General features: G+C 42.4%; 10 protein-coding genes. 3 read left to right on the plus strand and 7 right to left on the minus strand.

All coding sequences use genetic code 11. The annotated features are described in order from the left end of the window. Positions 1–17: 17 nt before the first annotated feature. The 3 genes from MHH50_RS01305 to udk all read right to left on the minus strand — a co-directional run bounded on the left by MHH50_RS01305 (position 18) and on the right by udk (position 3586). Positions 18–1217 carry a Ger(x)C family spore germination protein gene (locus MHH50_RS01305; protein ID WP_076126972.1) on the minus strand — a complete coding sequence of 400 codons (1200 nt, stop codon included), beginning with the start codon at positions 1215–1217 and terminating at the stop codon, positions 18–20. Positions 1218–1220: 3 nt separating this feature from the next. After that, on the minus strand, positions 1221–2813 hold the full coding sequence (locus MHH50_RS01310; RefSeq protein WP_076126974.1) for a spore germination protein: 1593 nt from the start codon (positions 2811–2813) through the stop codon (positions 1221–1223). Positions 2814–2959: 146 nt separating this feature from the next. After that, positions 2960–3586, minus strand: coding sequence for a uridine kinase (gene udk, locus MHH50_RS01315; protein ID WP_036687251.1), 627 nt, complete (start codon positions 3584–3586; stop codon positions 2960–2962). 157 nt (positions 3587–3743) lie between these two features. Here udk and MHH50_RS01320 point away from each other — a divergent pair, with 157 nt between their 5' ends. Next, positions 3744–4844 (plus strand): beta-eliminating lyase-related protein, encoded by a 1101-nt coding sequence (locus tag MHH50_RS01320; RefSeq protein ID WP_312150752.1) that lies wholly within the window; start codon positions 3744–3746, stop codon positions 4842–4844. Here MHH50_RS01320 and MHH50_RS01325 read toward each other — a convergent pair. From MHH50_RS01325 to MHH50_RS01340, 4 genes are read right to left on the minus strand one after another with little or no spacing between them, the layout of a single operon-like run. Further along, on the minus strand, positions 4830–6146 hold the full coding sequence (locus MHH50_RS01325; protein ID WP_076126977.1) for a glycosyltransferase family A protein: 1317 nt from the start codon (positions 6144–6146) through the stop codon (positions 4830–4832). The genes MHH50_RS01320 and MHH50_RS01325 overlap by 15 nt on opposite strands. A gap of 19 nt (positions 6147–6165) precedes the next feature. Then, entirely contained in the window at positions 6166–7713 is a 1548-nt protein-coding gene (locus MHH50_RS01330) for a sugar isomerase (RefSeq protein WP_076126979.1), read from the minus strand. Beyond that, a complete protein-coding gene (locus MHH50_RS01335) occupies positions 7688–8815 on the minus strand; it encodes a polysaccharide pyruvyl transferase family protein (RefSeq protein ID WP_076126981.1) in 1128 nt (375 codons plus the stop codon). Before MHH50_RS01335 ends, MHH50_RS01330 begins: the two co-directional genes overlap by 26 nt. Beyond that, positions 8812–9870, minus strand: a complete 1059-nt coding sequence (locus MHH50_RS01340) for a glycosyltransferase family A protein (RefSeq protein WP_076126983.1) — start codon at positions 9868–9870, stop codon at positions 8812–8814. Before MHH50_RS01340 ends, MHH50_RS01335 begins: the two co-directional genes overlap by 4 nt. 220 nt (positions 9871–10090) lie before the next feature. On the opposite strand from MHH50_RS01340, the gene MHH50_RS01345 reads away from it, so the two are divergent. After that, positions 10091–11317: a Zn-dependent hydrolase gene (locus MHH50_RS01345; protein WP_340033867.1), complete on the plus strand. Its 1227-nt coding sequence runs from the start codon at positions 10091–10093 to the stop codon at positions 11315–11317. Between the two features lie 281 nt (positions 11318–11598). Continuing rightward, positions 11599–12732: an alanine dehydrogenase gene (gene ald / locus MHH50_RS01350; RefSeq protein WP_076282656.1), complete on the plus strand. Its 1134-nt coding sequence runs from the start codon at positions 11599–11601 to the stop codon at positions 12730–12732. Positions 12733–13257: the final 525 nt, after the last annotated feature.

A 13257-nucleotide genomic window follows, 5' to 3' on the forward strand; every position in this document is an offset into this window, starting at 1 on the left:
TTGTTCACTCCAATTCATCACTTCGCCTCTTCTAGGAAAGAGTTAGTCACTTTCCCTAACAGGCGAATCTTAATATCCATCTTTACGCTTACTGGAAGGTTAACAAAGGTCTCATCCCAATTGTTTCGCAGTTTCTTCCACGCCTGCGGGTTAGAACGATGGATGATTTCGCCGAATCCAAAAATATCACTTTTGTATTCAGTTTGTACCTTTTTAATTGTAGCTTCGAATAGATTTATTACTTTTTTATTGGCGATTTGTTCTAATTGAGTGATGGTCTTTGGGTCCCTTAGATCAAGATTTCTGCATTGTACCTCTCCTAAATCTGATTCTAAATGCTGCTCAATAGTGATTTCTGGTTTGCCACTATGGATGCTGCCTTTCATTTTGGAACGGGCTTCAAATACATCAAGTGAAACCTTTTTACCTTCGGGACATTGGATATAGAAAACAGTGCTCCTTACTTTATTGGTTAAATAGTTATACACTTTTGATTCCTCTGGATTTAGCCAACCAATCAATTTGTCCTCCTTGAATATGGCCAATCCGGAGTATTTCAATTCCGTTGGAGAGTCTACCGTTTCAACATTCTTCGGAGTTTCTCCTTCATCTACACTTCCATCGATGACAACACCTGTTAAGACTGGATTTTTACCTTTACTCACAAGTTCTGTAATTAGGGTTCCTAATGTCACAGTAGATGTAGGTGCCCAATTTTTCTCAGAGGTTTCCAGACTGGAAAACAATCGCACGGCAGGAATCTTTTCAAGACTGGTTAATATTTTCAACGCATCTTCTGCCCTCGCATCCTTTGCTACCACTATAAAATAATCATTTCGCGTATCGTTGTCTCTTGACATGAAATCAAGAACATCGCTGATTCCCTCTTTAGCCAAATCCTCGCCAAGGACTAGGATTCGTAAATGAGAGATATAAATTTTACGTGGACTAACGGTTGTGATTTTTCTAAGGGCTTCATATACGGTATTTCCCGTCGCTTTATAAAGGTTGACTGGTGCCTGAGGAGAGCCCCCCTTTGAGCCAGCGATTTGACTGGGTAAGACCACTTGCGCAGAAACTTGATATTGATCTCCGATTTTATCGATACCTATTCCTACAGCAATCGCAAGATCATTTAATTCTCGGCGGCTCCAGCAACCTGTTACAAATATTTGCATGAGAATAAGAACACAAATCAGAAGCGATCTTCGTTTCATGAATTATTCCTCCGTGAGATCTCCGGGTTTCTCCGGTGGTGAACTCTTTTCCCGAACGATATTTTTTTTATTGATAAGTCTAGGGCGGGTAAACATAGCCCAATGCGGCATTCGGAAAAAGGTGTCCTTTTGATCGGCGAGATTATAGGGAGCAAACGGACTCAAATAAGGAATTCCAAAGGAACGTAAGCTGCACATGTGAAGAACTATCGCAATAACGCCGATAATGATCCCAAACAATCCAAAGGATGCAGCAAGGAACATCATTGGGAAACGGAGCATTCTGATGGTCAGGGCAAGATCGAAGGATGGCAGCACAAAGCTGGAGATAGCAGTAATAGCGACGACAATAAGCATGGCAGCAGAAACAATGCCGGCATCAACTGCCGCAGTCCCAATCACTAGGGTGCCTACAATGGATACAGATTGGGCTATGGTTTGAGGCATTCGTACACTCGCTTCTCGTATAATCTCAAAGGCAAGCTCCATTAAGAGTGCTTCAATAAATGCTGGAAGCGGCACGCCCTCCCGTTGTGCGGCTAGACTGATCAGCAGGGTTGTGGGCAGCATCTCCTGATGAAAGGTAGTAATAGCTACATACAAAGATGGGGCAAGTAGTGAAATGAAAATACTGAAGTATCGAAGCATTCGTACTAAGGTGCTAACATCGGCACGTTGATAATAATCTTCCGCCGTCTGCATGAAGGAAACAAATAAGGTAGGCACCGTCATTACTATAGGTGTCCCATCTACTAATATGGCTACTTTTCCTTCCATAAGAGCAGCTGCTATAACGTCAGGGCGTTCCGTATGATGGATCGTTGGAAATGGGGTATAGGTTTCATCCTCGATTAATTCTTCGATATAGCCACTTTCCAGGATCCCGTCAATGTCGATCCGATCTAAACGTGAGTGTACTTCTTGCAGAATCTCATCACTAACAATGCCATTGATATACATGAGGGCTACGTCTGTCTGTGTTACACGTCCAATTTGCTGTGTTTCTAACCAAAGATTGGGGTCTTTTATTTTCCGCCGGATTAATGCGGTATTCGTGCGTAAGCTTTCTGTGAAGGCTTCCTTAGGTCCACGAATCACCGTTTCAGTGGCACTTTCCGTTACGCCACGGTCTTTCCAGTCACGCATGCCTATGGTGAACCCTTTGGTATATCCATTAAGTAAGAGGATCACATCTCCGGATAATAGAGAGGTGAATAAAGAATTGAACTCCGTCGCATCTTTAATATCCCCTACAGTGAGCATGTGATCTTTTAATAATTGATAGTTGGCTGTTTGTGTATCAAGACTTGGATCTGGAAGTTCTAAGATTAGTGATTCCAGAATGAAATCCTGAATAGCTTTACTATCCGCCAATCCATCTGTATAGAAAATAGCTGCTTTAATCTGGTGTTTGGAACCAATAAAGAATTCTCTAATCACGAGATCTGTACTATTGCCGAGTGTTGTTTTTATATATTGAATATTATCTTGAAGTTTTTCTTTAATGGGTTCCTTGGGTAATTCTTTAGTGGGGTTAGGGTGCCCTAATGAAGGGTTCTTAAAAACTTTTGTTATTGTTCTGTTCAGAAATCCCATAGTTGTTATCCCTCTTCCGCTGGTGCTGTAAATATAGCTATTACCAGAATGAGGTGGGATTATTCTGAACCATGGATGGGTCAACGCATATCAAAAAAGCCGCAGAGAGATTCTCTGCAGCTAGCTAGAAGCGCTTAATTAAGACTTTAAGACGTCCAATCGTTATATAGATGCTTCTCCGTTAGGATGGACAACAACTGAATACCAACCTCATTATGGCCACCTTCAGGGATGATCAGGTCAGCGTATTTTTTGGATGGTTCGATAAAAGCTTCATGCATGGGTTTAACTGTACTCAAATATTGATGATGGATCGACTGGATGCTCCGTCCACGTTCTTCAATATCTCTAAGGACCCGGCGGAGAATGCGTACATCAGGATCGGCATCCACGAATACCTTGATGTCGAGCATTTCACGGAGATTCTCGTCAGAAAGGACGTGGAGTCCCTCGATGATTACAATATTGTTTGGCTTCAGTTCTACCGTCTCTGTAGTGGAGCGGGCATGGACTGTAAAGTCATACACGGGAGCGAATGCGGTCTGTTCTTCGCGCAGAGATTTAAGATGCTCAATGAGCAGCTCGTTATCGAAAGCGAAAGGATGATCGTAATTAATGGATTCACGTTCAGCAAAGCTGAGATGTGAGTGATCCTTATAGTAGTTATCTTGAGATATGAAAGTTACCTTTCCCGTTCCAAGACGGTCAATGACGGAGCGGGCTACGGTTGTTTTTCCCGAGCCGGTGCCGCCGGCGATACCAATAATGAGCATGTGATTCAATAACCCTCCCTAAGATTGCCGTTGCAATTCCAATATTGTAGCACAGCGCTCATGTTTTTTCACCTTAGATCGGGTAAAATTAAGATGGGATTTTTGGAAATTCGTCTATATTAGGGACAAGGCAAATCCGGAAGGGGTTATCCAACGAATGAACGGAAAAAAAACCGTACAAGAGGCTTTTAATGAAACGGCCTATCGAATCGCAGGGAATGGGAATAGAGATGTGCAAGTGTTGAAGGAAGCCTTGGCAGCCGTAGAGAACAGTACGGCATCTGATATTTATGGAACGGGCGAAGTGATTGAAGATTTCCAGACGAAAATGGCGAATATCCTGGGCAAAGAAACCGCGGTTTTCTTTCCGAGCGGAACGATGGCGCAGCAAATCGCTTTAAGAATTTGGTGCGATGAAAAAGAGGTGAAAAAAGTAGCCTATCATCCCTTATGTCACTTGGAGATCCATGAGCAGGATGGCCTGAAGGAATTACATCATATTGAGCCTATCTTGCTTGCGGACAAGAACCGATTAATCACTTTGGAGGATGTGGCGAACCTAAAGGAGGATATCGCCTGTCTGTTGCTGGAATTACCCCAGCGCGAGATTGGTGGTCAGCTGCCAGAATACACGGAGCTTGAAGCTATTTCTGCTCATTGCCGTGCATGCGGCATTAAATTGCATTTGGATGGGGCGAGATTATTTGAGATCCTTCCGTATTACGGGAAGTCAGCAGCTGAAATCTCTGCACTCTTTGATAGTGTGTATATATCCTTTTATAAAGGAATTGGAGGAATCGCTGGGGCAATTCTTGCAGGCAGTGAAGATTTTACGAAGCAATCAAAGATATGGAAACGGCGGCATGGTGGAGACTTAATCAGCTTATATCCGTACATCATTTCTTCTGATTATTATTACCAGCAAAGAGAAGGCAACATGCAGCAGTATTATGAAGGTGCAAAGGAGCTTGCTGCTTGGGTTAATCAATGTCACGACGTAACCACTCTGCCCGCTCAACCTGTCTCCAATATGTTTCACATGCATTTTCAAATGTCTAAGGAACAAATTGAACCGATTCTGTCAGCGGTGTATGAGGCGACAGGAATCGGTTTAAGCGCGGGTATAAGAGCTACCGGGGAACATACTTCTTATTGTGAGATCAGCATTGGAGACAAGTATGCCGACATCCCAAAAGAAAAGCTTAAAGAGTTTTTTCTGCTGCTCGATAAGCTAATGAGCGAATCATCTGCCGAGTAGCGTGCGGAGTAAGGAGATTCGTAATAGTTGTTTTTTAATAAGCTTCATGCGAAACTCATTTTTTAATTGATTGTAGATCAGCGGGCAATGGTTAAGCGCCCAATGGTACATGAATTTAAAGTCTGTAGCGTCTTTTGCAGAATTTAATAAATAGTATGAGATCGTATCGTAAGCATTGTGGTTGAACCATTCCGTCATTTCCTGTGCGTTATATCCATATTTCTGCACGGCCATATTCTTAATGAGTTTCTTTTCTTCCAGATTCTCAATTAAAAATCCTTGGCTCAGATTAAAGGTGATATTGTTCCCGTGTATTCTGTACACGCCAGCAATCACATCAATGAAGCCCGCATCACCTACCAGCAGGGAACGCAAATAGATGGAAGCATCGTTGACCATATTCATATCTAGGATATCCATAGCCATTAAGGCCTCTCGTTTAAAGACAGTAGTTAAAGTAGAGGCGGGTTTTGGATATCCTTTTTTCTCGAAATTCATGAAATAATCGCGTTTCTTAATAATGCTGCTAAGCTGCAGATTGGAGATTTTTAGTTGTTTGGCTTTGGAATACTCCAGAAACACATTCGCAGCTACAAATGATATTTCGGGATGAAGGAGATGGAAGCGGACAGCTTTACTGAAATAATTCATGTCGATCAGATAATCATCATCATCGAGAAAAAGAACATATTCCCCATCACCATGTGCAGCGAAAGCTTTTCGGCGATTATTTCCAGGTCCGCTATTGGTAGCATTGCGCATGTAAATGACCCGTGGCTCCGCCCCAAAGTGTTGCTGCATTAACTCTTTCGTGCCATCTGTAGAACAATCATCAATCACTGTAATCTCTTTATTGGGATAGTCCTGCATTAAGATACTTTGGATCGCTTGATATAGGAATTCTTTTCTATTATAGGTGGTGATAATGACACTGATCTTGGGAGAATCGGATAAGGATTGGACTGCTGGGTAGGAAATTTCCGTATCCGAAATGCGGCTTTCCATTTTAACCAACCCCTGAATTAAACCTGCGATATCACTGGCAACAATGTTGAATTGTTCAGACAGATAGAATTTCAAAGTATCCTCTGAAGCCCTCCCAGTCAGAAAGGCATGAATAACCTCAGATAAGGTTTCCAGATAAGGTTTGATTTGTACATTTTGTTCTTGATCTATGATCTGGCGGCATCTTTGCAATAGTTCTGTATCCTCTATTTGGATGGTGGGTGAATGGTTTATTTCATCATTTAGGTCGTTTAGAAAGACGTAACAGGCTTGCTGCAAAACCTCGCTATGATCCATTTCCAGTCCTCCTGTTGTGTTATTTGGATAAACCACTTACCTCAGGCTGAGCGTTAATTTTATTTTTGAGTTTGTATCGATACTTTTTGAGATGTTCCCATGTATAGAGGAAGACTTCCCGTTCCATTAAAGAGCCGATTACAAAATATACAGGCAAGATCACTAGTCCTAGAAGTACACCCCAGATCATAAGCCCCAGATAGGAATGGATCGGGATGTCGATGGCAGTTGTGATGAGAATAATGCCTACAAAAACTACTGCATTCGTAAGCCATCTTCTAAAAGTGACCCATGGACTGCGGTCCAGCAAATGTTTGCTGGCATAGATCACAATATCTATGGAGCGGTATAGGAGGGCAACTATCGTTCCCATCAGTACACCGTAAATTCCCATGAAGATTACGAAGACAACAGAAGCCACCAGATTAATGGCGGATTCCAGAATGGAACGGTTTTGTGTTTTTTTGAAATGTCCAGCGATGGTAATCACATTATTGGAAGACGTTCTGGCATTGGTTAATAATTTGATGACTACGAACAAGACCGGCAGCCACATATCAATGTAATTTACGTCGTTTACCCCAGCGGTATACAATTTCATAAAGGGTAAAATCAAAATGTAAGCCACCGTTAAAATCGAGAAGATAAGCCCCATAAAATACACTTCGTAAGCATCATAAAATTTAATAAATGCTTCTTTACTCTCATGGTAGCTTTGCCCGAGGGCAGCCTTCACACTTCCGTTTATGGTCTGGACGATATTATCCACGATCGTAAAAATCATATTGTACATAACATAGATACTGACGATTTTTAGATTCGTAAAGATAGTTAATATAAGTACGTCAGTATTTCTAAACACCAAATAGGAGATTTCATGGACTAATACGGAATTCTTTTGACCAATGGCTTCATAGTCTGGTTTGAGATTCAGGTTGATCCACTTGTAATTCTTATTCATATAAATATAGAAAGCGATGATTTGAAGTAAAGTTAAGATAAAATAGGAAGCTTGAACCGCAATAATGTCCACACCTTGCAGTAATAACAGAATCCGGATCAGGCTGTTCATAATATTAGCCACAGTGACAATGGAAGTCTCTACATAGCTTTTTCCCTCCGCAGCGAGCAGAACCTTGAATTTCCCCTGAAAATAATAATTGATTGCTCCGCCCATCCCCGTAAGCAAAATAATGACCATAATCGATAATTTATCGATCTCAGATGAGATCACTAGCGGGTACACGATGGCGAGTAGCAGTACGGCGAAGAAATAGTAAATACCTGTTTTTTTATAATAGCTGGAGGTGGCAGCCAGAATAGAGTTGATATTGTTTTTATTATCCGAAGCTACCGGCTTGTAAAGTGCTTGGATCGAGGCCGCCCCAACACCTGCTTCCAGCAGCGCCAAATAACTAATAATCTGCACAATCGAAGCGATCAACCCATTGGCCTCAGAGCCATAGTTGACCATTATCAGTCTGGGTATAAAAAAACCGAGGATAATCGTGATGAGTTGACTTCCCAGTCCAAAGGATAAGTTAAGAATGCTCCGCTTGGCTTTCATAACGAATCCCCCTTTCGTAAAGCGGTAAATACGTATCTAGATGCTCGAAATGTCTTTCGGCTTGTTTTGCTTGCAGTGTGACATCCATAGAGCAGGTGATCATACTTTCAAAAATCTGTGCAGGCTGGACCTGTTCCAGCGTGTTGAAATCGGCATACAGACCTGTGAATCCAACATCTTCCATTACATTGACCATTTTTTTGCTGTAGGCTACAGGGAATACCGGTTTATTAAATACCCAGCCCAGAATCATTGCATGGAATCTTGAAGCCACAATAGAACTGGCATTAGCTAACACGGACAACACTTCTTCCATGTTCGTTTTATATAAATGCACTTGAATAGCATCCTTGTAGGAGGGACCGATAAGGCGCTGAATCTCTTCAATCGCCAGTTGATCGCCTTCGTGTTCGCAAAATGACATGAAATGAACCGCGTAACCTTTTTCAATGAAATAAATTGCGAGTTCTTTCATTTTTTCATAATAGAGGTTGTCAAAACCGTTCAGACCTTTCGCAGAAGGTTTAATAACGGATAAGACGATGTAATCCTCCGGTTCGTTTGGAATATCTGGCGGGTCTAGCTGAAAAATAATATCTGGGGCTAAGCGGACATTATCCAGATCCTTAAATAAATCATAAGAGTACTGTTCTCTGAAACATATATCTGTATAATCCTTGAAAATCCGCTTGTGCTCATCATAGTATTCTTGATTTGTAAAAGGGCCAAAATTAGATCCTAACAGATAGTAAGGCTTATTTTGATTACGAATGACTTCTGCATTCTTGAAATGCTCTGCCCAGTGGTCTGCTTCCATGAAAATTGAGCCGCCGATATGAACGACGCCATCTGAGTGATCTGCCAGATATTTGTGAGCCACATTATGTATCTTTAGCTTCCTGCAAATATAGCCAATGCCTCTTAGAAGAAGGGAATCGGAAGGATACACTTTGAGGTTAGGGAGCTCTTTGAAACATTGTTTATAGAGGCGTGGTGCGCAAATTCTGAATTTGGTATCCGGATATCTTTCGCACAGCACCTTAATGAATAGATCATCGCCCAGATTAAATTCGGTATAGGCGTATATCAGCATCTTTTTCATATTCTAGATTCCTTTCGGGTTCCGTTCCCTTTAAGTAGGTTTCGCTTGAACCGGGATAAGCCTCTCTCCACAGAGATGAATCTGTGATATAGAAGCGGGGAGATTAAAAATGTTCTGATATAAAGGGTTAATCTGCGATTATCTCCTCTATAACGTCTTATGAGTTCATCCATTTCTTGATTGAGCTTGGGATAGGTATGGTTGATGTCACGAAGTAATTCCTGAATGCTTACCCCTTCCGTACCATTTAGACAGGTTTTGAGGTTGAAAAAGTAGTTCTCAATCAGCTCCCGGTTCATTAACAAAGGGGAGATCGTGTCTAGTTCAGCAAAGGGATAGGTTTTGAAATATTCATCCACCCTTTTGAAAGCATCCACTACATCGAATTTATTCACGTTATAGCTGTTGGAGATGGAGGAGTTTCTCTGTAAATAAAAGGATAGTATATCCGGGATTGAGATGACTCTGGCCGCTCTGGACAAGGCTTTGTAGATGAACTCTTGATCCTCTCCATTCACACAGCGTTCTGTATAACCTAACCCGTGGAGAAGTAAGAATTCTCGCTTATAAGCGATACTCCCTGTCCATATTCGCAAGCTTTTGTTCACGAAAATCCGCGCCAGTGCTTCACTTCCCGTCACGTCGCTGAAATCAGAGGTACAGCTTAATAGAGTTTCTCTGCCTTCTGAGACATGATTATAACCCCAGCAAATAATCTCGGGTTGTTCATCTTGAGTATAAGAATGAATGGTTGAGACCAAGTCTGCGGAGACATAATCATCTCCATCGACAAAAAGAACATAATTACCTGTGGCTTCAGCTAAACCCCTATTTCTAGCCGCGCTTACTCCATGATTCTCCGTTCGAATGACTTTACAGAAAAGGGCGGGATTACGCGAAAGAATCTTTTCTATAACGTTGTAAGTGTTATCCGTAGAACCATCATCTACGATGATGACTTCGAAATGCGGATCGCTTTGGTCAAGCAGTGAATTAAACATAGGGGTTATATACTGCTCTATATTGTATACCGGGATCACAAGGCTTAGATTCATGGGTTCGCTCCTTTCCTGTGGAAAACTGGATGATAAGCTATCTTAAGCTTACCCCTCGTATGAAAAGATTGTATATACTACTTTAGTTTACTTATTGCTGGCTCTACTCGTTGTAGCATCATGTGAATAATAGTTATTACAATATGTAAAATGAAAATATTATGGTTTGGTTTAACATAGATAGAAAGCCAACAAAATGCTCGAAGCGGAGGGATCTGGGATGCAGCTGCAAAAAATATTCGTGAACGGTGAGAGACTGAAGAATACAATCGAGGCATTTGCCGATTATGGGCGTACAGATAAAAATGGCGTGACCCGATTATCGCTGACGGAAGAGGATCTTAAAGTTCGGGATTATTTTCGTGCCTGTTGTGAAGAGCTCGGAATGTCTGTGAAGATGGATGATATGGGGACGATGTATGCCACACTGGCAGGCGAAACTTCCGGGCCTCCGATTGTGATTGGCTCGCATATGGATACTGTGAAAAAAGGGGGCAGATTCGATGGCGTCCTGGGGGTTATCGCGGGTCTAGAGGTGGTGCGGACGCTTGTAGATTACGGGATTAAGCCGAAGGTTCCGGTGACGATTATGAATTTTACGAATGAAGAGGGGGCACGTTTTGAGCCATCGATGATGGCCTCTGGTGTGTTGTCCGGAAAGTTTGATAAAAGTGTTATGTTGAACAAAAAAGATCCAGCAGACATCACCTTTGGTGAAGCGCTGGAGAAGAGTGGATATAAGGGAGAAATGAGCAATCGTATCACCGAAGCCACCGCTTATTTGGAGCTTCATATCGAGCAAGGGCCTGTTCTTGAAAAAGAGGAGCTGACGATTGGGCTGGTTGACTGTGTAGTTGGTATGGCCTGTTACGAGATTGAGGTGACGGGAGAATCAGATCATGCGGGCACAACCCCTATGGCGATGCGCAAAGATGCTTTGTTTGCTGCCACAGATCTGATTATTGAGCTGCGGAGCAAGCTGGGGGCGCTCGATTCCGAGCTTGTGTATACCATGGGCAGAATGAATGTGCTTCCTAATATCCATACCGTCATTCCCAATAAAGTGATTTTCACCATTGAAGCCAGACATAAAGAGATGGAGATTGTGCGTGAAGTGGAAGCCATTATCAACGGTTTGCCAGAGCAACTGCTGGAATGTGAAGTAAGCAAGACTAAGCTTTGGGGCCGAGATACGGTGTGGTTTGATCAGAATGTGTGTGATTTGGTGGAGCAAGCGGCTCAAACCTTGGGTTATTCCAGTCGAAAGATCGCAAGTGGTGCAGGGCATGACGCACAATTCGTAGCCAGCTTTCTGCCATCCGCAATGGTGTTCGTGCCTAGCGTGAAGGGTAAAAGCCATTGTGAAGAGGAACTAACCTCTTATGAAGACTGCGAAAAAGGGGTAAATGTAGTGTTAGAAACAGTGATGTTGTTATTATCAAGATAGGTAATGTCACTTAATATAACATCATGCGATAAGGTAGTCGCTTTAATTTCATACAAAATCGTCAAAAAGGCACTCTATAGGGTGTCTTTTTTTATGAGATAATAAAGATGGTTGTGTTGAGTACCAAAATGGTTAAAGATTAATGGGCAGTTAAGTCTGATCCTTTGTGTAAAAACACAATCATGGTAGATAATATTTTAATTTTTTAACAAAATGGGAATGCTAATCATATGTTATCATTCTTTACATAAGGGATCTACATTAGATGGGAGAGATGAATGATGATTATCGGAGTACCTAAAGAAATTAAAAACAATGAAAATCGTGTTGCCATAACCCCTGCGGGTGTAGTTAGTTTAATTACTGAAGGTCATCAAGTGCTCGTAGAAGCTGGAGCCGGTGTGGGCAGCGGATTTCCTAACGAAGAGTATGTCTCTGCCGGAGCACAATTGATTGAGGATGCAGCAAAGGTCTGGAGCTCTGCTGAAATGGTGATGAAGGTAAAAGAACCATTAGCAACTGAGTACCCCTATTTCCGTCCAGGCCTTATTCTATTTACGTATCTTCATCTTGCTCCAGAGCCTGCCTTGGCTGCTGCGCTAAAAGACAAAGGCGTCTTTGCGATCGGATATGAGACGGTTGTTCATGGACGCACCTTGCCGCTGTTAACACCGATGAGCGAAGTAGCTGGCCGGATGTCCGTCCAATTGGGCGCGCAGTTCCTGCAAAAGAACTACGGCGGACAAGGTATTCTTCTTTCCGGAGTTCCTGGCGTTAGTCGAGGTAAAGTGAGTATCATTGGCGGCGGTGTAGTAGGTACTAATGCAGCTAAGATGGCTATTGGCTTAGGCGCAGATGTTACGATAGTTGACCTCAGTGCGGAGAGACTACGTCAATTAGATGATATTTTTGGAGCACAGATTAATACGTTGATCTCTAACCCTTATAATATTGCCAAAGCAGTGGCTGAAGCGGATCTGCTGGTAGGTGCCGTGTTAATTCCGGGTGCTAAAGCACCGAAGCTGGTTTCCGAAGAAATGGTCAAGACCATGAAGCCAGGATCAGTGATTGTTGACGTGGCCATTGACCAAGGTGGCATTGTAGAAACCATCGACAGAGTGACGACACATGATAATCCCGTGTTTGTGAAACACGGCGTGCTGCATTATTCCGTGGCTAATATGCCGGGTGCTGTCCCTAAGACCTCAACTATTGCCTTAACAAATGTTACAGTTCCATATGCCCTGCAAATTGCCAATAAAGGTGTGATCAAGGCGATTCAGGATAATGACGGCTTAAGAAGCGGCGTGAATGTAGCCAATGGCAGAATCACCTGCCAAGCTGTTGCCGAAGCGTTGGGTGAGACACCTTATTCGGTTGAGCAAGCCATGGAGCAGACATTCACATTGATCTAAAATAGACACGTTCCATAATGGAATGAGCCAAACAGCAAGCTCTCTGCGGGGAGCTTGCTGTTTGGCGTTTCTTGCGGTGGAGACCGGGTGGAAGTTGGTCAGTACGGCGTTAAAGTAAATAGATTGCGTTTCAGTGTAATTAGATACAGTAGTTGTTTGCTCGTGCGGTGCTATGGTGGATAGATTACGTAGTGAAGTTGGATGGATAGGGTGAAAGCTTTGATGGAGAGATGTTTTAGGGAAATTCTCCCTAAAAAAACGCAAAAATAGCTTTAAAATGCTGTTATTAGGGAATTCCTCCCTAAAAAACGAGGAATACGCCTGTTTATACGCAAAACAGAAAAAAATCAGGGAGTATTTCCCCAATTATGATCGTGTGATGCTTAAAGTGCAGAATATTAGGGAGAATTTCCCTAATTATGATCATGTGATGATTAAAACACAGAATTTCCGGGGGTTATTCCCTAAAAACCACTTATAACATTTGGTAATCACCAACAACTATTAAACCTTACCAAATACCCC

Source organism: Paenibacillus sp. FSL H3-0302 (assembly GCF_037982245.1).
GTDB classification, from domain to species: Bacteria; Bacillota; Bacilli; order Paenibacillales; family Paenibacillaceae; genus Paenibacillus_AQ; species Paenibacillus_AQ odorifer.